Below are 19,522 nucleotides of genomic sequence, written 5' to 3'. Positions count from 1 at the left end.
TTTTACAAGGCAGTCTCTGATTCAGGCATAGGTCCGATATAAGCAGATTGCGGACGGAAAATCCGGTTATTCTCCGATTGCTCCAAAAGATGGGCCGTCCAGCCGACAATTCTTCCCGCTGTGAAGGTAGGCGTGAAGATCTCCGGCACCAGCTGCAGCGCCTTCAGAATAGCCGCAGCATAGAATTCGACATTGGTGAACAGGCGGCGGCCCGGCTTGTATTCCTCCAGCAGCGCAACCGCTGTAGCCTCCACATGAAGCGCAAGATCAAAGAAAGTGTCCTTGCCGATCATCGTAAGTGTCGCAAGTTGCAGAGCTTCCGCCCGGGGGTCCTTGGTCTTGTAGATCCGGTGGCCGAAGCCCATCAGCTTCTCCCCGGCCTCAAGCTTCCCTCTCAGCCAAGGCTCCGCGCGTTCCTTCGTCCCGATCTCCTCCAGCATGGATATCACCTCATAAGGCGCGCCGCCATGCAGCGGACCCTTCATAGCCCCGATGGACCCGGCTACAGCCGCGCACAGATCCGATTCCGTGGACAGCACCACCCGCCCGGCGAAGGTCGAGGCATTCATGCCATGCTCCATGCAAAGGATCATATAGGCGCTAATCGCCTTCACATGAGCCTCCTCAGGCAGCTTGCCTGTGAGCAGATACAGATAATTCGCGGCATGGTCAAGCTCAGGAAGCGATTTCAGCGGCTCCAATCCTTGAAGTCTGCGGTACCTGTAAGCTATGATTGCCGGAAGCATGGCCGTCAGCCGCACTGCCTGCTTCAACGTGGGCGGCCAGGTAGCGTTCTCCTCATCCCCCAGTGCAGCCACTGCACTTTGTAACACCAGCATTAGCGGTACAGAAGCCGGATACAGATCAAGCATCTTGCAGAGATATTCAGGAATCACTCTCTCCGCTGCCATTTGCGTCTTGAGCTGTTCCAGCTCTTCTGCGTCAGGCAGGTGTCCGTTCCAGAGCAGATAAGCGGCTTCCTCATAGCTTCTGCTCACCGCAAGCTCCTTGGCCCAATAGCCGCGGTACACCAGATACCCTTTCTCCCCATCTACCAGTCCAATTGCTGTCTCTCCGGCAACTACGCCTTCTAATCCCGTAACTTTAGCCATTATACCCTTACCCCTTTTCCGGTCCCGCAGGAAGAAATTCATCATATTAGGAGTATAAACTGCAAAGTCTATATTGCATATTTATAGTTTTTTATGAATCCATAATAAAAATCTATCACCTATATTCCTTAGGTTCCATGAGCTGTTTCAGCTTGGCTTCTGTATTGGACTCGCCCGCAGGTGTGTAGATGCTGCAACGCAGATCCGCTGCGCCCTGCACCTGTAGCGAGGTGAGATGGAACAGCATTTTGCCGGCCTTGGCATGACGGAATTCCAGAACTACATCCGGCGCGGAGCTAACCCGGCTCTCCTCCCATAGCAGGTTGAATTCAGGATGCCGCCCCTTCATCTCCGCAATGAAATCATCATACCAGCGGTCCTCCAGGTATTGCCCGTAATAAGCGCGGAAGATCGATAGATACCCCCGGACGAACTGCTCCCAATTCACAGCAAGCCGCCTGAACTCCTTGCGCTCGAACAAAAGCGAGATCATATTGCGCTGCTGCGGAGCAAGCTTGGCGAAATCAAGAAACACATGCGCCGCTGCCTCATTCCAGCCGACAATGCCGCAGTGCCGGTCCGAGATGAGGGTCGGGCAAGTCTTCAGCTCCTGCAATATCTTCTGCAGGGACGGATGAATCACCGAATTCTCCTCTTGGGGATAGGCTGCTACTCCCGGTCCGTTCTCCAGCGCCAGGGCAAACAAGTAGCTCCGCTCATCCTTCGTCAGCCGCAATGCTGCGGCAATACAATCCAGAACGGATGGGGACACTTTAATGTCCCTCCCCTGCTCCAGCCAGGTATACCAGGTATTGCTCACTCCGGCGAGCTGCGCCACTTCCTCGCGCCGGAGCCCCGGCGTCCGCCTGCGGGTGCCCTCCGGGAGTCCCGCCGCTGCCGGGGTGATAGCCGCGCGTCTTGCTTTCAGGAACTCCGATAATGCCTGAAGCCTGTTCTGATTGGACATTGTGCTTCAACCTGCCTTCCGGTTCGTCTGCCTGTTAGTGTGGTAGTAATTATACTAGTATAAACTACAACTTGTAATAGGATAAAGAAAATGAAAAAATGAGCTTATTCAGAATAACAGGAGGAGTACAAAATGGAACGTGTCGTGATCACAGGAATGGGCGTCATCTCTCCGCTTGGCAATACCATAGACCAGTTCTGGAGCCGCCTTACGGCAGGAGAATCGGGGATTACGCCGATTGATTCTTTTGATACCACCCGGTTCAAAACCAAGATTGCCGGCTCGGTACAGGGCTTCGACCCGGATGCAAGATTCGGGCGCAAGGAAGCCCGGAGGATGGACCGGTTCAGCCAGTTCGCGCTTGCCGCCGCAGAGGAGGCCTGGACACAATCCGGCCTGCGGCTGGAGGAGCTGGACCGGGAACGGCTGGGTGTCTATGTCGGCTCCGGCGTAGGCGGTATCCAGACACTGATGGAGCAGGGAGAACTGCTGCGTTCCCGGGGACCAGAGCGGGTAAGCCCTACCCTGATCCCGATGCTGATCTCCAATATGGCGGCAGCGATGATCAGCATCAGGCTGGGTGCACAGGGGCCGACACTCTCGCCGGTGACCGCCTGTTCCATCGGGAACACGGCCATCGGCGAAGCCTTCCGCCTGATCCGCTACGGCGGTGCCGATGTGATCGTCGCCGGAGGTGCTGAAGCGGCTGTGACCGAGATTGCCCTGGCCAGCTTCGGCAATGCGACAGCCTTATCTGCCCGCAGCGATGAGCCGCAGAGGGCCAGCCGTCCTTTTGACCGGAATAGAGACGGATTTGTGATGGCGGAGGGCGGAGCGATTGTGATCCTGGAGTCCCTCTCCCATGCCCTGCGCAGAGACGCCGTCATCTATGGCGAGGTTACCGGCTATGGCGCCAGTTCGGACGCTTATCATATGGTGGCAACCCATCCCGAGGGCATAGGCGCCTACCAGGCGATGAAGCTGGCGCTGAGCGAGGCTGGAATCGCTCCCGGAGAGGTGGATGTCATCAGCGCGCACGCGACCAGCACGATTGTCGGGGACCGTTCGGAGACTCTGGCAATCAAGAAGCTGTTCGGAGAGCAGGCTTACCGGATTCCGGTCACTGCGAACAAATCGATGACCGGACATGCACTTGGCGCAGCCGGTGGTCTGGAAGCCATTGCCTTGCTCCTAAGCCTGCAGGAAGGGCTGATCCCGCCGACGATTAATCTGGAGCAGCCGGACGAATCCTGCGACCTGGACTATGTCCCTAACGTAGCCCGCCGGGCGGAGCTGAAGATTGGAATCTCTAATTCTTTTGGCTTCGGCGGCCACAACGCGGTCATTGTACTGCGTAAATATGAAGCTTAAACCGGGCTCATTCCCGCAGCAGCCTGCTTTTCCGCAAAAAGCCCGCGTATATCAAATAGCGAATCCCCGGTATACGGAGATCCGCTATTTGTTATTGTTATGGATATACCGCGACTAGAGTTTCACGGGATCAGCTTACTTTTTCGCCGGAGATACATGGCTTCCCCAGACCGCAACACCTTCCGCTGAAAGCGCTGTGAAGGTCATCACCTGGCTTGAGGTAGCTTCATTCCATTCGCGCAGGAACACCCCGCTGTACTCCGCACCCTCCATCGTCAGCTTCGCCATATGATCATTGCTCAAGGTCCATGTGCCTGTTACTGCCCCGCTTATCGTCCCGTCTGCATTCAGCTCCATAATCTGCGACTCCGCCAGCTCAGCCGAAATCTCCTTGCCGTGATTCACAAGCTTGTATGCACCCGTCACCTCCTTGGCGGTGTACTTGCCTATCTTCTCGCCCCCGTAGCGGTGAGGCGCGACAACAGGCCAGCCCGCTTCATTCATGAACATCTGATGCACCCGGACCTCATGCTGTTCACCAAGACCCGGGAACCGGGTGTGGAAGATCAGATAATACTGCCCGCTCTTCTCATCATAGTACGCCGAATTATGTCCCGGGGAGACATACCCTGTGCCCGCTTCTGCGGCTTCTTCATCCGTGTTCACAAATTCATGATTTCCCATCAGCTTAACCCCGTAAGGCGCGTAGGCCGGATCATCGAACAGCACTCCAGGCGTACCCTGCGCGTCCAGCATAGCCTTGCCTTCCGAGTCCTCGAACGGGCCAGCCGGATGCTTGGAACGGGCGACCCGGATATTGTAGCCGCCATTCGCATCAAGCCCTCCGTAGGACAGGAACAGGTAGTAATAATCAGTCTCCGGGCTATACAGCATATACGGCCCTTCAATCCGGGCATGATTCCCCCCGAGCAGCTTCTTGCCATAGCCCTGGCCCTCCAGCGGGAAGCCCGTAGCCGGGTCCAGCTCCAGGATGAAGATCCCGCCGGAGTAGGAGCCGTAGACCATCCACAGTTTGCCGTCTTTATCAAAAAACACATCCGGGTCCACCACATTCGGCTTCTCCGTAGCATCATAGACCTCTCCGTCATCGCCTATGCCGGACATTCCCGATTTCAGAATGATGCCTTTATTCTTGTAAGGGCCTTCAATCTCATCGGCCACAGCAATGCCAAGCGCCGACAGCGGTGAATCTCCCTTACAGGCATCGTAATACATGTAGAACTTCCCGTCCGCCAGTTGAATGACATCCGGCGCCCACAGCGTATCCGACTGGGCCCAGCTAAGCGTCTCACTGAGCTCCTGGGTTACACCCGGTATGAGCACGTTATCATCCGTCACGCCGGAGGAGATCTGTGTCCACGACATCAGATCTTTGGATTTGGCCGAGGCCAGATGCGAACCGAATACGTAATACGTATCCTCTACCCTGATTACAGAGGGATCATGTACCGATACATTCCCGAACTCCGGCGGTCCTTCCGGATTCCGGCCACTGCAAGCCGACAGCAGGGATAAGGATATCAACGCCGTTAATGATCTTTTTCTCATCTCATCATAACCTCCCTATGTATACCCTTACATTTTGCTGGGCAAATGAGATTTAGTCAATAATTTTATTTATATTAGTTAGTTTAGTTTTATGTTTATATGAAATATAAGTGGGAGGAAGATCGGGCTGAAGCTTACCCTAGACCTACACCTGGGGGTTCCTGCGGATTCAGGTGCACTAGTGCTCCTCATTTACTCCCATTAGACTACATTCCGCCCATACACCTTCTTACCAGTAAATGTGTTCGGTTTTCCGAATACATTCGGCCCGTTTGCTATAGCGCCAACCCGGTTGTTGTAGATGACTGCCCTCAGCCTTCAACTGTTACTCTTCATCACAAATCGAATGCATATAATAGTTACCTAAGCCCATCACCATACAAAAAAACGCCAGGCCCATGAAGGCCTGACGCTGATCTAATTCATTAAACTTAGTATTCGCTGCTGTTGGCGAGTAGAACCGGCTCCGGGTAGGCGTTGCTCAAGACGCGGCGCTGCTTCTTCACGACATCCGGCGGCTCCACCGCTGGTGCCATCGGATGCATCAGCCAGGACTTCACCAGATGGGAGTCCGATACCTTGTACATTGGCGGCTCCTTCTCCATGTCGATCGCCATGGCATAGGTGCTGCGCAGGGCGAAGGCATCCCCCTTAGGCGGCTTGATCAGATCGGGAGGTGTGCCCGGGATAGCGGTAAGCATCGAGCCCTTGCTCTCCAGACTCGGCATGGAAGCCAGCAGGCCCCACGTGTACGGATGTCTTGGATCGTAGAAGATCTCTTCTGCAGTACCCATCTCGACGATCTGTCCGGCGTACATAACAGCTACGCGGTCAGCCATTCTTGCCACAACCCCAAGGTCATGGGTGATGAAAATAATTGCCGTATCAATCTTCTTCTGCAGGTCCTTCATCAGATCAAGAATCTGTGCCTGAATGGTTACGTCAAGCGCGGTGGTCGGCTCATCGGCAATCAGGAGCTTAGGGTTAGCGGCCAATGCCATAGCGATAACGACACGTTGGCGCATCCCGCCGCTGAATTCATGCGGATACTGCTGGAAACGGCGTTCCGGTGACGGAATCCCGACCAGATTGAGCAATTCCACACCGCGTTTGTAGGCGGCTTCCTTCGTGATATTCTCGTGCTTGAACAGCACTTCCGTAATCTGCCGGCCTACCTTCATCATCGGGTTGAGTGAAGTCATCGGATCTTGGAAGATCATTCCGATTTCTTTGCCGCGGATTTTTTGCATCTGCTTCTCACTCTTGCCGATCAGATCTTGTCCATCGAACAGAATCTGTCCACGCTTATATTCGCCCGCAGGCTGAGGAACCAGCTTCATGACGGCTTGCGAGGTTACGCTCTTACCGGAACCGGATTCGCCAACAATCGCCAGTGTCTCCCCTTTATTTACATGAAAGCTGACACCACGGATTGCTTGAACTTCTCCTCCGCGTGTTCTGAATGATATAGCCAGGTCTTTTACCTCTAAAAGGCGCTCCATCCTGTCACCCTCTCTGTTTCTTTTCAAGTATGATCTTTATTCTTAATCTCCAAAAAACACGCAATACTATTATTTTATCTATCTTTAGGGGCTTACGTCAAGATTTTTCTGAAAACGTCACCGTCAACAATCATCATCCGGGACTAGGGCGTTTCCCCTACTATGAGAATATACACGAAGAGCACATCCATAGCAAAATTCCCGGCGGTTATGCCCAATGCCAAACATCCGTCCCTTTGCCAAAGAAAGTTATCATCTGGTATGGTTATTGCAGCAATCCCTGCAACCACCGATGAAAGCGAGGTTATTAATCATATGATCATAAAACCGAGAACACGCGGGTTCATCTGCACGACTGCCCACCCGGCAGGCTGTGCACAACAGGTACAAGAGCAAGTGAACTATGTAAAGCGCCAAGAAAAATTCACCGGTCCCCGCAATGTGCTCGTTATCGGAGCTTCAACCGGGTATGGGCTTGCATCAAGAATTGCAGCAGCCTTCGGTGCAGGCGCAGCCACGATAGGTGTCTATAGACCGAGTGCAGCCAGCGAGACCCGTACCGCCTCCGCAGGCTGGTATCATTCCGCAGCGTTTGAGGAGCTGGCGCATACGGCCGGCTTGCGCTCCTACAGCGTATGTGGGGACGCTTTTGCCGCTGAGACGAAAGAACGAACCATCCAGTTGATCCGCAGCGAGCTGGGCCAGGTTGATCTTGTCATCTACAGCGTAGCTTCGGCACGCAGAACAGACCCGCAGACCGGAGCAGTGCATCACTCTGTGTTGAAGCCGATCGGCAGCACCTATACCAATACAACGGTTAATTTCCATACCGGAGAACTCAGCACTGTACAGATTGAACCAGCCACCGAAGCTGAGATCGATGATACCGTTCATGTGATGGGCGGCGAGGACTGGCAGCTATGGATTGAAGCGCTCCAGGATTCCGGTGTTCTGGCAGCAGATGCGGTCACTCTGGCCTTCTCCTACATGGGTCCAGAGCTAACACAGGCCGTCTACCGCAACGGCACCATCGGCCGGGCCAAAGACCATCTGGAAGCCACAGCCCTTCAGCTGAATGCACAATTATCACGAACGGGCGGCCGCGCCTATGTAGTAGTAAGCAAGGGTCTGGTGACCCAGTCCAGCTCGGCGATTCCTGTAGTTCCGCTATACATGGCAGTCCTCTACAAGGTCATGAAAGAGCAGGGAGTGCACGAAGGCTGCATTGAACAAGCCTACCGGCTGTATACCGGTTTCGTGTACAACCCGGAAGGAACTCCGGTTGACGCACAAGGACGGATACGGATTGATGACCATGAGATGAGCCCCGCTGTGCAGACGGAAGTGGACCGGATCTGGCCTATGTTAAGCACGGAGAATGTCTACGAATATTCCGATCTGGCCGGCTACAGACGCGAGTTCTTCCAGCTGTTCGGCTTCGAGACCGGCGGCGTTGACTATGAAGCTGATATTCATCCGGTTGTAACCATCCGCAACAGTTACTGAGGAGCAACAGGTTATGAGGCCGGATCTCATAAAGAGACCCGGCCTCATAAGTATGCTATAGTACCAGTGCTGTGAACCGTGTCCAGGATTCCGCAAGATTATCGTGCACCCAGTTAATATGATTCTCATCCTTATACTGGCGTGAGTAACATTCGATGACCAGGATCAGATCCAGATACAGGTCATATAGCTGCTTGCGCAGCAGTTCATTCCTGCTGGTGAACGCCGATCCGTATCCTTCATAGAACGCTTCCGAGCCCTCGAAATGCCGGAAATAATACTCCAGCAGCACATCGCCCCACATCGCCCGCTCCCAGTCAATAATCGATACGATTACCCCATCCTGTACAAAAAGGTTACCGCCCCACAGATCCCAGTGCACCAGCCGCGGCTGCGTCACTTCGTCCAGGGCCGGCAGATACAGCTCCAGCACCTGCTCTATTTCCTGCTGACCAGCCGGTAAACGCGCCTCCAGTCTGGCTGCATCCTGAAGCACATTCAACAGCATGGACCGAAAGGTCTCCCTCCAGGTGCGTCCGTTCCCGTCAGGCTCTTTGCCGAACAGCCCGAAGGCTAGACCTTCGATCGCATTGATTCTCCGCTGATACCGGCCCAGCTCATACTCAATGGAGTACCGCTGCTCCTCGGTGAGACTCTCCTTCACCTCGTTGTACGGCTGTCCTGCAATCTTCTCCATGAAGAAATACGGACAGGGAATCAGCTGCAGGCTATCGTCATAGCTGTACACTTCAGGCACAGGTACGCCGCCTGCCGCACGTACCAGCCGGAGAGCCTCCACCTCAGCACGCATGATATCCTTCTCATAGCTCAGAGTCTCCGTCTCCGGGTTCGGAGCCACCTTCAGAATGACAGAACGGCCATCGCTAAGCTCCAGATCATAGGCCGTATTAAAGTAGCCTGCGGTCAACTCCTTGCTGCTGGCGATCTTCACCTGTGCACCAAAGGCTGCGCCAGTCAACAGACTGAGCTGCCAGTCGTTCAACTGGACTTTAGTGAAGCTCTCCACCGGTTAGACCCACCACATCTCGGACAGCGGCTCTTCGATCAGCACCTGCTTGAGATTGTCTACGGCTTTGGAGAAGCCTTCTTCAATGGACATCAGGCCGTCTTCATGTTCGATGCTGACTACAAAGTCGTAGCCTACCAGACGCAGAGCGCTCATCATATCTGCCCAGACCTTGACATCGTGTCCGTAGCCTACGGAACGGAACTGCCAGGCGCGGTCCAGCATGTTAGCATAAGACTGCATGTCCGTCAGGCCATACTTGTTGACGTTCACCGGATCTATCACAGTATCCTTCGCATGGAAGTGATGGATCGCACCTTCACGGCCGAGAATATGAATGGCCTGTACCGGATCAATACCCTGCCACCACATATGGCTCGGGTCCAGGTTCGCCCCGATGGCCTCTCCGGCAGCTTCTCTTAATCTCAGCAGAGTAGCCGGAGTGTGTACCGAGAAGCCTCCGTGCAGCTCAAGACCGATCTTCACATCATGGGCTGTTGCGAAGGCCGCCTGCTCGGTCCAATAAGGAATGACCTTATTCTCCCACTGCCAGGCCAGAATCTCCTGGTAATCATTCGGCCAAGGGGCCACCGGCCAGTTCGGGTATTTCGCGCCTTCATGGTCTCCGGGACAGCCGGAGAAGGTATTCACTACCTTGACCCCAAGCTTCTGCGCAAGCTTCACCGTGTCCACGAACACCTCGTGATCCTTGTCCGCCAGCTCCTTCTGCGGGTGCAGCGGGTTGCCGTGGCAGCTAAGCGCACTGATGATCAAGCCGCGGGATTCAATCGCGTGCTTGAATTCCTGAAGGGCCGTTTCATTCTCCAGCAGCTCTCTGGGATTGCAATGGCTGTTGCCGGGATACCCTCCGGTACCGATCTCCACAGCCTTCAGGCCTTTGGAGACCACATAATCGAGTGCATCCTCCAGCTTGCGGCCACCGAACAACACCATAAATACTCCAAGTTTCATTTGCAGATTCCACCTCTCCTAAGATCGTATTGAAGCCTAGCTTAAGCTCCGTAAATATCGAAATTCTTAACCGTCTCATTGCGCTCTGCCGCTTCGAAGATCGCTTCAATGAGCCTTAGAACACGAAGCACCTCGGCATTCTTGACAATCGGCTCTGCCGTACCTTCGATGACAGCAGCCAGATTATCATAGAAGCTTGTGGGCATCTCTAATGCCGCAGGCAGCTCTTCCAGGACGGTCGAGCCCTCGGATGGCGGGGCCATCGTCTTGGTCAAGCCTACACCGGCACGGATCGGTGTCGGTTCGATTTTTTCCGATTCGTGGTTAGGGGCTACAATTCTGCCTCTGAGCGACCAATCTTCAATAATAGCTGTTCCCCGGGTGCCCTTCACGTACCATCTTGGCATGGTGATAAAGTTGGTGGTCCCAACCTCTACGATGGCTCTGATGCCGTTCTCGAACTGCAATACCGCATCGAACCCGTCATCCACATTGTTGCCGAGGACAAAGCTCAGACTGCTGCTGACACTGCTCACCTTGCTGTCAATCATGAACAACAGCTGATCCAGCAGATGCACGCCCCAGTCGAGCAGCATCCCGCCGCCTTGCTCCTTCACATGACGCCAGTCGCCGGGAATCCCATTGGCACCGTGTACCCGGGATTCAATCTGAAAGAGTGATCCAATCGTCCCCTGCGCATACATCTCCCTGATTACGCGGAAATCTTCATCCCAGCGTCTGTTCTGGTGCACCATCAGCACCCGTCCGGCCGCCTCCGCAGCAGCCTGCATCTCGGTGAATTCTGCCGAGGACATGGCAACCGGCTTCTCACAGACTACATGCTTGCCCGCCTGAAAGGCCTGAAGGGCAATGTCCTTGTGTACATCATTCGGTGTAGCGATCAGAACGATGTCCACAGCCGGATCTGCCAGCATTTCTTCATAGCTGGAATACGCGGTGTAGCCTGCTTCCTCAGCCAAGGCGCGCCGATTCTCCAGCAGATCGAAGGCACCGGTCACTACCACCCGGTCACTCTCTTTGATTAGTTGGGTATGGTAGCTTCCCATTCCGCCGTAACCAACGATGGCTACAGTATGTTTGATTGAACTCATGGATTCCACTCCTGTTTGTCAAATAGTCGCGTGAACCGAAAGAGGCTCTTAGTTGTCAGAACTTCCGTCGAAATAAACGGCGCGTCCGGTACGTGCTGATTCATACACTGCTTCAAGAATCTGGGTAACTACGAAGGCCTGCTCAGGCAGAACAACCGGGTCCTTGTCTTCTCTTACAGCTTCCAGCCACAGACGGGCTTCACGGTCTGCTTCATTCTCCGCAGCTCCGCTGTAGAAGGCTACACCGCCGGAGGACAGGTCCACCTTGGTCTCATACAGGCGGCCGGCACGTTCGCCGTTCAGACGCAGCCCGTCCTTCATATCCGCTCCGCCTTCCGTTCCGGCAAGCATCGTCTTGGCTTCGCCGAATTCGGATACATTCAGCGCCCAGCTCGATTCAAGTACAATTGTAGCACCGTTCTCCATCGTAATGAAGCCGAAGGCGGAATCTTCAACCTTGAATTGCTCAGGGTCCCACGGGCCGAAGGCATTCGCGGCATTCTTCTTCTGGCCCAGCTTATGGAAGGTGGAGCCTACCACCATACGCGGCTTGTAGTTATTCATCAGCCAGAGTGTCAGATCCAGCGCGTGGGTACCGATATCGATCAGCGGTCCTCCGCCCTGCTTCTCTTCATCCAGGAACACACCCCAGGTTGGAACGGCGCGGCGGCGAAGCGCGATAGCCTTGCCGTAATAGATCTCGCCCAGTTCTCCTTCTTCACACAGGCCCTTCAGATATTCACTGTCCGCACGGAAGCGGTTCTGATAAGCGATAGACAATTTCTTGCCGGTACGCTTGGCGGCATCCAGCATTTCCTTAGCCTGTGCAGTGGTCTTGGCCATCGGCTTCTCGCACAGTACATGGTTGCCGGCTTCCAGCGCAGCAACCGTAATCTCGGAATGGCTGTCATTCGGAGTGCATACATGCACGATATCGAATCCGCCTGTTGCCAGCAGCTCACGGAAATCTGTAAATACGGCAGCGCCTTCTGCTCCGTAGGTCTTGGCGGCCTCCTGGGCACGTTCTTCCACGATATCACAGAATGCCACCATTTCGGCATCCTCCTGACGGGCAAGACTTGGCATATGTTTGCCGTTTGCGATACCACCGCAACCGATAATAGCAATTTTGAGTTTGTTAGACATGAATACTTCCTCCTTGATTCGCATATGTTTTGATCCAGTTCAAGCTGTCAGTTACACTTGCCAGCGGTGAGCGGCTGCAGAAGTCCTGCTCCACCACTGCCCATTCCACACCTACTTCAGCGGCGGCTTCAATGATCGCTGCCAGATCCACTTCACCTTCGCCCAGCACCACAGTCTCCGGTGAGCCGTCTTCGTTCTTCTTCACATCCTTGAGGTGGATGATCGGCAGGCGTCCTGCGTACTTATGAATATATTCTGCCGGATCATATCCGCCATAATACACCCAGCAGGTATCCATCTCTACTTGAAGCTGTTCAGCGGGCACCGCTTCGAACAGATAATCAAACGCCGGCTGGCCGTCAACCTTCTCCGTGAATTCAAAATCATGATTATGATAAGACAGAACAGCACCGGCAGCCCGGCATTTGTCGCCGATGGTCCGCAGACCCGCCGCTACCTCCGGCCAGTTACGCTGTTCTTCTGTCAGAAAAGGCACAATGAGATTGCGGTTGCCGATCTCCAGATTGAAGCTGATCTCCTGCTCCGTATCATTCAGCATCGCATCGTATGGGCGATGCGCCCCGACAGCCACAAGCCCTGTCTCATCAAGCAGCGCCTTCACCTGTGCGGCCGTACGGCCGAAATAGTGGAAGAACTCCACCCCGCTGTAGCCCAGCTCGGCTACCTTACGTATCGTCCCCTCGAAATCCTGTTCCAGTTCTTCTCTTAGCGTGTACAGCTGAAGTCCAACCTTGAGCATTGTTAATCCCACTCCTTATATGATCCAGAGTCATCCTGTTCTTGCCGCCGCCGCACTCCCGGTTGCCTTCCTTGAAGTGCATCACCTGAACAAACGGGCTGTAAACATTGGAGAACGCCCTTCTCTCTTGGTTTCATCCACTGCTTCCAGAGTTTGTAAATGTAGCGATTAGCGCCGCAATACGGCCTTCTCCACATCATTTATATGTTTTTGACTTAGCTACATGGTAATATGAAAGCGTATATAATAAAATGAATAATATGATTAAAACATGAACAATCTGCTTATCATTTATCAGACTTGGAGGGACACATGACAACATCTGCAGCTTGCCATATTCTATCCGCCGGATTCTCCTTCCACCGCAAACCGTTCCATATGTCACGCAGCGAAGGCGTACAGTATTATCTGCTGCGGCTCCAGACCGAAGGGCGCAGCCGTACCAGGGAGAACGGAGTTATCACGACCGTTGAGAGCGGGGATCTTATGCTGTTCGCACCAAGTGACCCCTACTATTTGAGTATCGACAAGGAAGTCTATCCCGTCGGCAAGCCAAGGATCGAGAGCGGCGACTATCATATCTTTTGCAGCGGGCCATGGATTGAGGAATGGTGGAAGCGCAAGCAGCGTCCGGCCGTTCTCCGCCTGCCGATGAGCGATCATATTCTCGGCCTGTTCCGCCAGCTTGTACTGGAGCAGCGACGCTTGTCGGATTCCTCACCGGAGATCTCTTCCTGTTATCTGCAGATTCTGTGTATGGAGATTGACCGGCTGATGATTGATCAGCCCGCAATTTCACCCAAGGCCTATTTGGCTTACCGGATGAAGCAATACGTTGAGGAGCATGCCTCTTACGCCTTCCGGCTTGAGGATGTAGCCGGTTATGTCGATATTTCAGTCTCCCGTGCCGTTCATCTCTTCAAGGAAGCGTTCGGCACCACGATTGTCAAATATGTAAATGATGTGCGGCTGGATATGGCGCGGGAGAAGATTACGTTCAGCCCCATGCCGCTGGAGCATGTCTCCGAGACCTGCGGATTTGCGAACTATACCTACTTCCACCGGATCTTCCGCAGCCGCTTCGGCATGTCGCCCAAGGAGTACCGTATTCACAGCAGAGCACAGGTATAAGTATGACCAGACAGCACCCAGGCATGCAAAAGGAGCGCCATCATGGAAGATCCGCTCCTTGTGTTTGACCTTATTCAGCTGCTCCCGTTTGCCGGGTGTAACTCTGACATACTGGGAGATAGCCCCGTAATCCTGATTAAGTCTGCGGTTTCTTTCTGCACACCATGTCCCTGAGCGCTCTGCCTTAAGCAGCGCCTTCTGTGTTCTTGTTCGTGCCATAAGCGGCGACACTCCTTGTCGTTCGTAGATTCAATGCGGCTGCACTGTCCGCTTCATTTTAACACAATATCCTGACCCCTGCCCGGTACTGTTTACTATATTCATTTGTTACTGCATAACAGCCCCTTGCTTCCTTAGGTCCGGCTTGCAGTCGCACAGCTTGGTACAGTATCCTTGTAGAGCAAGCTACATACCTGTGGTCATACGACAATAATCGCAAGAATGAGGAGGAGGAGTATTATGAAGTATGATGTGCTGTATGACGGTGCCTTCGCCATGCTGAAGGTTATGCTGGAACCGGGCGAGAGCGTTAAGGCGGAGATGGGGGCGATGGTCGCCATGTCACCGAATGTGGAGCTGCGAGGCACGGTGGACGGCGGAATTATGCGCGGCCTGGGCCGCATGCTGAGCGGGGAGAAATTCTTCTTCCAGGAGCTGACCGCCACGCGCGGGCAGAGCGAGGTGCTGCTCTCACCCGGTTCCATCGGGGATGTACAGGCTATTGAGCTGGATGGATCGTACAAGCTGATCGTTCAGAAGGACGGATTCCTGGCGGGAACCCAAGGCATTCAGGTCAATACCAAGATGCAGAATCTGACCCGCGGCCTGTTCTCCGGCGAAGGCTTCTTCATTCTCGAAATCAGCGGCAGGGGAACCGTCTTCCTCTCCTCCTTCGGAGCGATTCACGCCATTAACCTCGGTCCGGGCGAAGAGATGATCATCGATAACGGACATCTGGTAGCCTGGCCGGACTATATGAATTACAAGGTGGAAAAAGCAGCCTCCGGCTGGCTGAACAGCTTAACCAGCGGAGAGGCCCTGGTCTGCCGGTTCCGCGGCGAAGGGGTTGTCCTGGTGCAGACCCGCAATCCCGGAAGCTTCGGAACGTGGATCAAATCCTTCGTACCGAACCGTCCCTAGCCTTAGCAGTCCGCAGGGTTCACATACTCATACACCAACATCAAGAAGGCGCAGGCTGATATTCAGCCCTGCGCCTTCTTGATGTTACAGGTGTTGCTTAAGAGACTGCGCGGCATTCTTTGTCGCCCTTGCAGCCGCTCTTTTGGCAGCTATTATAGGTGCCTTTGAAATCCAGGCGGTGATCAGTCACACTGAAGCCATATTCACGGGCTACCCGCGCCTCAAGCTCCACTAGCCAGTCATCCTTGATCTCCTCCAGCTTCCCGCATACATTGCAGATCAGGTGATGATGCATATGCATATGATCGTCGTCGCGCAGATCATAACGGGCCACGCCGTCGCCGAAATTCATCTTTTGCACAATATGAAGTTCACACAGCAGCTCCAAGGTACGATAGACGGTGGCAAGCCCCAAATGCGGAAACTTGCGCTTAACCAGCATATATACCTCTTCCACGCTTAAATGATCCTTCTCATTATCCAGCAGTACCCTCACTATCGCCTCACGCTGTGGTGTAAGCTTATAATGATGAGCCGCAAACTGCTGGCTGATATTTGCCACTCGGTTCACCCGGGTTCCCACCTTTCCGGAAGCAGAACAATTCCCGCAGAATAATTTAGTAATCGTTACAAGCGGAAACGGCTTTGCCGTCCTTTGTAAGGACGGTACCGTTTCAGCGAGAAATAGAAGGATAAGTTATCATGTGAAACATATAATTTCTTATATTTCGATATAAGCATAACAAACTTGCCCGTCAAAGAAAAGTCCTGACCTCAGTATACCATCACTTCACCGCCTTAGCCTCCTTCTGCTGTAATCGCACTGTGATAATTTTTCGGCCAGGACCGGGTCCGCCCATTCCGAACTGCGCGCTATCCCCATACTCTATAACAAGATCAGGTGAAACCTGTGCATGCTTATCGTTACACGAATCTGTTAAAAAGTGAGGATGATCCGGATGGCGAAAGTACAACCTAAGCAGACACAGCGGCTTGTAACCGCCCGTATACTGCGCAGTGTAGCTGCGGCCATGCTGCCGTTCTACCGGAAAATTGCCGGAAACCGCAGCTATGCCAGGCAATGGACAACCGCTATTGTCACTGCCGACCTGGACCTGATGGGCAGATTGCTCTCAAGCATTCCTGCGCTTGCGGGCGCGGAGAATTACGGAACGAACGGCATCGGTTATTTTATCTCTTTTCCTTTTCCGCTGCCGGTTGCCTTCTATACTAACGGAACGACGATTCCGCCGGGAACCACCCAGTTCACCTTCAATACAGAGGTCCACCGCAGCATTGCGCGTTCTATCCTTCCGCTCTACCGTGAGCTTGCGGTTAACCGGAGCTTCGCAGAAGCTATGGCTGCGGCCATCCGGCGCAAGGACAGCCGCGCAGTAAGGGCGATGGTGCGCAGTCTGGTGAAGACGAAGTCGCTGAAATCTGTATCTATTGAAGAAAGCGGAGTAGCGCTGCTGTTCAAAACCAGGTTCAGCAAGTACCCTTACCGCAATCTGCTGTTTCAGGAATTGATGTAGCTTGCAACCTTTTCTGATCTCATTACGTTAGAGGAGTTGATACAGGCCAAACGGCCCAAACCTAATATAGAGGTGGAATTCAGATGAGTATGAAAAAAAACACGATCGCAGCTATAACCGCAGCAACCCTCCTTTCCTTCTCTCTTGGGGGACAAATGTTTGCGGCTGGCAGCAGCTTCAAGGATATCGGCAGTATAAGCGGCAATGATAAAATCAATACGCTGAAGGAGCAAGGACGGATCAAAGGAATCTCCGATACCCAGTTTCTTCCGGGAGCAACGGTGTCCACTGCACAAGCTGTACAGTTCATCTCCGGCGGTCTCCAGCTTAGCCTGGCTGCGATTGACTTCAATAAGGCTCCCCAGGCCAGTGTGCTTTTCTCCAAAGTAAAAGACAATGCCTGGTACGCGGAAGCCTTCATCAATGCCCACTATAATGGTGTGACTATCCCTGCCGATATTGATCCGGCCAAGCCGATCTCCAAAGAGCTGTATACCAGTATGCTGGTTCAAGCCGTGGAGAAGGCCGGCAACCTGCCGATGATCAATATCGTCCCGGCCGAACTTGCAGATGCAGATGCGCTGGACCCTTCCTATCAGGGCAGCGTCCAGCGGGCGCTGAAATACAAGATCACCTCGCTTGATGCCAGCGGCAAGTTCAATCCGAAGAGTACTATCACCCGCGCTGAAGCAGCTGTTATGCTGTACAACACCCTGGACTATCTGAACTCCGTTAGCGATGGAGGCACACAGAAGTAAAGGAAAGTTGGATTCGTTCATACCGCTTTATCGCGTATGATAGATAAAAGGCTGTCCCGGAAGCCGTTACGGCTAGGGGCAGCCTTGTTTTTTTGACAGTAAATACGTAGGCTTATTATGAGGTATACATACTGCTCTCCTCCAACTGATGAATCCATTCAAAACACTGTCTCTGACAGCAGTCTGGAGATTACCGCCTTCAAGGTATGCTGTTTTTCATACACATTTGCTCCATATGCCTGCTGCGGGCACAATCTATACTGTTTTCCACATACATTTCTCCGTATGCCTGCTTGCGGGCACAATGTATGCTGTTTTCCACCTACATTTGCTCCTATGCCTCCTTGAAAGCACAATGTATGCTGTTTTCCACTTACATTAGTTCATGTAGCCACGTTCAGAAACAAAATCACTCTTCCCCACTAAGCCGGTTCAGGAATTGCAGCGCGCGCGGGTTCTTTGTCTGCTCCAGCACCTGCCGGGGGGTGCCCTGCTCCAGAATGACCCCGCCTTCCATCAGGATGATCCGGTCGGCCACATCGGCTGCGAATTTCATCTCATGGGTGACGATGACCATCGTCATGCCTTCCCGGGCCAGTTGCTTGATCACCTTCAGCACCTCGCCGACCAGCTCAGGATCAAGCGCGGAGGTCGGCTCATCGAACAGCAGCACCTCCGGCGAAGCCGCCATGGCGCGGGCTATCGCCACACGCTGCTGCTGGCCGCCGGACAGCTGATGCGGATACGCATCCGCCTTGTCAGCCAGACCCACCTTGTCCAGCAGGGTTAGCGCCTTGCTGCGCGCCTCCTCCCTGGAGCGCTTCTGCACCGTGATCTGACCCTCCATGATATTGCCGATAGCCGTCATATGCGGGAACAGATTATAGGACTGGAACACCATCCCTGTCTGCTGCCGCAGGGACAGAATGGTGCGCTGTGGAATTGCGGCGCTCGGAGTGAAATCCAGCTTAATCGTGTTCAGCATCAGACTGCCCTTGTCGGGAATCTCCAGCAGGTTGAAGCAGCGCAGCAGTGTGGTTTTGCCGGAGCCGGAAGGTCCGATAATGACCATGACCTGACCGTGTTCAACGGTGAGATCCACCCCCTTTAGCACCTCCAGCGGCCCGAAGGACTTATGTAAATCGCGGATTTCAATCATGCTTGTGCCTCCTTCACCTTAACTGGCTGAATACCGGTCCAGCCGCTTCTCCAAGTAATTCTGCAGCGCCGACAACACGGAGCAGAACAGCAGATAGAACAGCGCCGCTTCGCAATACAGCAGCAGGGGTTCATAGGATGTCGCCACAATCTGCTGGGCTTTTCTGAAAATCTCGACATAAGTAATACTCGCCGCAAGCGACGTATCCTTGACCAGGCTGATAAAAGAATTCGATAACGGCGGAACCGACACACGGGCAGCTTGAGGCAATATCACCCGGCGCAGAGCCTGCTTCCGGCTCATCCCCACTGAGAACGCGGCTTCCCACTGGCCTTTGTGGATCGACAGGATAGCGGCCCGGACAATCTCCGAGGAGTAGGCCCCGACACTGAGCGTGAACCCGATGACAGCGGCGATGAACGGATCAAGCACGATCCCGGCTGCCGGCAATCCATAGAAAATAATAAACAGCTGCACCAGCAGCGGCGTACCCCGGATCACCCAGACATAGAACCTGGCGATCAGCCTTGGAAGTCTCCAGGAGGACAGCCGGGCAAGTGCGGTAACCACCGCCAGCAGTAGACCGAGAATAAAGGATACCCCCGCAAGCGGAAGGGTAAAAGCCACCCCGGCTTTGAACAGAGGCAGCAGAGAATCGAGAAAAATTTGTATTTGGCGGTCATCCATCATTCTGATACCCTTCCTGGACATACAGAGTGGGGGCTTCCGGCCCCACCCTGCACCCATTCGTTATT

General features: G+C 53.9%; 18 protein-coding genes. 6 read left to right on the top strand and 12 right to left on the bottom strand.

Annotated features, from left to right (window positions below):
- Positions 1-2: 2 nt before the first annotated feature.
- Positions 3-1,112, bottom strand: a complete 1,110-nt coding sequence (locus MHH28_RS04205) for a citrate/2-methylcitrate synthase (RefSeq protein WP_405112211.1) — start codon at positions 1,110-1,112, stop codon at positions 3-5.
- 115 nt (positions 1,113-1,227) lie between these two features.
- Positions 1,228-2,079, bottom strand: coding sequence for a helix-turn-helix transcriptional regulator (locus MHH28_RS04200; RefSeq protein ID WP_405112209.1), 852 nt, complete (start codon positions 2,077-2,079; stop codon positions 1,228-1,230).
- 132 nt (positions 2,080-2,211) lie between these two features.
- On the opposite strand from MHH28_RS04200, the gene fabF reads away from it, so the two are divergent.
- Positions 2,212-3,450 (top strand): beta-ketoacyl-ACP synthase II, encoded by a 1,239-nt coding sequence (gene fabF, locus MHH28_RS04195; protein WP_405112207.1) that lies wholly within the window; start codon positions 2,212-2,214, stop codon positions 3,448-3,450.
- 135 nt (positions 3,451-3,585) lie between these two features.
- On the opposite strand, the gene MHH28_RS04190 is transcribed toward fabF, so the two are convergent.
- On the bottom strand, positions 3,586-5,019 hold the full coding sequence (locus MHH28_RS04190) for a glycoside hydrolase family 43 protein (protein ID WP_405112205.1): 1,434 nt from the start codon (positions 5,017-5,019) through the stop codon (positions 3,586-3,588).
- Between the two features lie 431 nt (positions 5,020-5,450).
- Positions 5,451-6,521 (bottom strand): ABC transporter ATP-binding protein, encoded by a 1,071-nt coding sequence (locus tag MHH28_RS04185; RefSeq protein WP_405112202.1) that lies wholly within the window; start codon positions 6,519-6,521, stop codon positions 5,451-5,453.
- A gap of 315 nt (positions 6,522-6,836) precedes the next feature.
- Here MHH28_RS04185 and fabV point away from each other — a divergent pair, with 315 nt between their 5' ends.
- Positions 6,837-8,027, top strand: coding sequence for an enoyl-ACP reductase FabV (gene fabV, locus MHH28_RS04180; protein WP_405112199.1), 1,191 nt, complete (start codon positions 6,837-6,839; stop codon positions 8,025-8,027).
- A gap of 55 nt (positions 8,028-8,082) precedes the next feature.
- Here fabV and MHH28_RS04175 read toward each other — a convergent pair whose 3' ends face one another.
- From MHH28_RS04175 to MHH28_RS04155, 5 genes are read right to left on the bottom strand one after another with little or no spacing between them, the layout of a single operon-like run.
- Positions 8,083-9,054: a phosphotransferase family protein gene (locus MHH28_RS04175; protein WP_405112196.1), complete on the bottom strand. Its 972-nt coding sequence runs from the start codon at positions 9,052-9,054 to the stop codon at positions 8,083-8,085.
- Positions 9,055-9,057: 3 nt separating this feature from the next.
- Positions 9,058-10,026 (bottom strand): sugar phosphate isomerase/epimerase family protein, encoded by a 969-nt coding sequence (locus tag MHH28_RS04170; protein WP_405112194.1) that lies wholly within the window; start codon positions 10,024-10,026, stop codon positions 9,058-9,060.
- A 41-nt stretch (positions 10,027-10,067) separates the two neighbouring features.
- Entirely contained in the window at positions 10,068-11,138 is a 1,071-nt protein-coding gene (locus tag MHH28_RS04165; protein ID WP_405112191.1) for a Gfo/Idh/MocA family protein, read from the bottom strand.
- 48 nt (positions 11,139-11,186) lie between these two features.
- A complete protein-coding gene (locus tag MHH28_RS04160) occupies positions 11,187-12,284 on the bottom strand; it encodes a Gfo/Idh/MocA family protein (protein WP_405112188.1) in 1,098 nt (365 codons plus the stop codon).
- Positions 12,277-13,044, bottom strand: a complete 768-nt coding sequence (locus MHH28_RS04155; RefSeq protein WP_405112185.1) for a sugar phosphate isomerase/epimerase family protein — start codon at positions 13,042-13,044, stop codon at positions 12,277-12,279. Before MHH28_RS04155 ends, MHH28_RS04160 begins: the two co-directional genes overlap by 8 nt.
- Positions 13,045-13,356: 312 nt before the next feature.
- Between MHH28_RS04155 and MHH28_RS04150 the strand changes: the two genes are divergently transcribed.
- Entirely contained in the window at positions 13,357-14,175 is an 819-nt protein-coding gene (locus MHH28_RS04150; protein WP_405112182.1) for a helix-turn-helix domain-containing protein, read from the top strand.
- Positions 14,176-14,634: 459 nt separating this feature from the next.
- The gene (locus tag MHH28_RS04145; RefSeq protein ID WP_405112180.1) at positions 14,635-15,315 is read left to right on the top strand and encodes a TIGR00266 family protein; all 681 of its coding nucleotides are present in this window, start codon (positions 14,635-14,637) and stop codon (positions 15,313-15,315) included.
- A 97-nt stretch (positions 15,316-15,412) separates the two neighbouring features.
- Here the strand turns inward: MHH28_RS04145 and MHH28_RS04140 are convergent, their stop codons facing one another.
- Positions 15,413-15,886, bottom strand: a complete 474-nt coding sequence (locus MHH28_RS04140) for a Fur family transcriptional regulator (RefSeq protein WP_405112177.1) — start codon at positions 15,884-15,886, stop codon at positions 15,413-15,415.
- A gap of 388 nt (positions 15,887-16,274) precedes the next feature.
- On the opposite strand from MHH28_RS04140, the gene MHH28_RS04135 reads away from it, so the two are divergent.
- Together MHH28_RS04135 and MHH28_RS04130 are read left to right on the top strand one after the other, a co-directional pair.
- Positions 16,275-16,850, top strand: a complete 576-nt coding sequence (locus MHH28_RS04135) for a hypothetical protein (protein WP_405112174.1) — start codon at positions 16,275-16,277, stop codon at positions 16,848-16,850.
- Positions 16,851-16,933: 83 nt separating this feature from the next.
- Positions 16,934-17,608, top strand: coding sequence for an S-layer homology domain-containing protein (locus MHH28_RS04130; protein ID WP_405112171.1), 675 nt, complete (start codon positions 16,934-16,936; stop codon positions 17,606-17,608).
- 409 nt (positions 17,609-18,017) lie between these two features.
- Here the strand turns inward: MHH28_RS04130 and MHH28_RS04125 are convergent, their stop codons facing one another.
- Both MHH28_RS04125 and MHH28_RS04120 read right to left on the bottom strand, forming a co-directional pair.
- Positions 18,018-18,767, bottom strand: a complete 750-nt coding sequence (locus MHH28_RS04125) for an amino acid ABC transporter ATP-binding protein (RefSeq protein WP_405112169.1) — start codon at positions 18,765-18,767, stop codon at positions 18,018-18,020.
- 18 nt (positions 18,768-18,785) lie between these two features.
- Entirely contained in the window at positions 18,786-19,454 is a 669-nt protein-coding gene (locus MHH28_RS04120) for an amino acid ABC transporter permease (RefSeq protein ID WP_405116833.1), read from the bottom strand.
- Positions 19,455-19,522 lie beyond the last annotated feature (68 nt).

The organism is Paenibacillus sp. FSL K6-1217 (assembly GCF_045040735.1).
Classification (GTDB): Bacteria; Bacillota; Bacilli; order Paenibacillales; family Paenibacillaceae; genus Paenibacillus_AQ.
This window is presented reverse-complemented; position numbering and strand designations above follow the sequence as displayed.

Bases quoted from the DNA above. Each gene is read 5' to 3' on its own strand.
- MHH28_RS04205 (WP_405112211.1), bottom strand. From the start codon at position 1,112: ATGGCTAAAGTTACGGGATTAGAAGGCGTAGTTGCCGGAGAGACAGCA.
- MHH28_RS04200 (WP_405112209.1), bottom strand. From the start codon at position 2,079: ATGTCCAATCAGAACAGGCTTCAGGCATTATCGGAGTTCCTGAAAGCA.
- fabF (WP_405112207.1), top strand. From the start codon at position 2,212: ATGGAACGTGTCGTGATCACAGGAATGGGCGTCATCTCTCCGCTTGGC.
- MHH28_RS04190 (WP_405112205.1), bottom strand. From the start codon at position 5,019: ATGAGAAAAAGATCATTAACGGCGTTGATATCCTTATCCCTGCTGTCG.
- MHH28_RS04185 (WP_405112202.1), bottom strand. From the start codon at position 6,521: ATGGAGCGCCTTTTAGAGGTAAAAGACCTGGCTATATCATTCAGAACA.
- fabV (WP_405112199.1), top strand. From the start codon at position 6,837: ATGATCATAAAACCGAGAACACGCGGGTTCATCTGCACGACTGCCCAC.
- MHH28_RS04170 (WP_405112194.1), bottom strand. From the start codon at position 10,026: ATGAAACTTGGAGTATTTATGGTGTTGTTCGGTGGCCGCAAGCTGGAG.
- MHH28_RS04165 (WP_405112191.1), bottom strand. From the start codon at position 11,138: ATGAGTTCAATCAAACATACTGTAGCCATCGTTGGTTACGGCGGAATG.
- MHH28_RS04160 (WP_405112188.1), bottom strand. From the start codon at position 12,284: ATGTCTAACAAACTCAAAATTGCTATTATCGGTTGCGGTGGTATCGCA.
- MHH28_RS04155 (WP_405112185.1), bottom strand. From the start codon at position 13,044: ATGCTCAAGGTTGGACTTCAGCTGTACACGCTAAGAGAAGAACTGGAA.
- MHH28_RS04150 (WP_405112182.1), top strand. From the start codon at position 13,357: ATGACAACATCTGCAGCTTGCCATATTCTATCCGCCGGATTCTCCTTC.
- MHH28_RS04145 (WP_405112180.1), top strand. From the start codon at position 14,635: ATGAAGTATGATGTGCTGTATGACGGTGCCTTCGCCATGCTGAAGGTT.
- MHH28_RS04135 (WP_405112174.1), top strand. From the start codon at position 16,275: ATGGCGAAAGTACAACCTAAGCAGACACAGCGGCTTGTAACCGCCCGT.
- MHH28_RS04130 (WP_405112171.1), top strand. From the start codon at position 16,934: ATGAGTATGAAAAAAAACACGATCGCAGCTATAACCGCAGCAACCCTC.
- MHH28_RS04125 (WP_405112169.1), bottom strand. From the start codon at position 18,767: ATGATTGAAATCCGCGATTTACATAAGTCCTTCGGGCCGCTGGAGGTG.
- MHH28_RS04120 (WP_405116833.1), bottom strand. From the start codon at position 19,454: ATGGATGACCGCCAAATACAAATTTTTCTCGATTCTCTGCTGCCTCTG.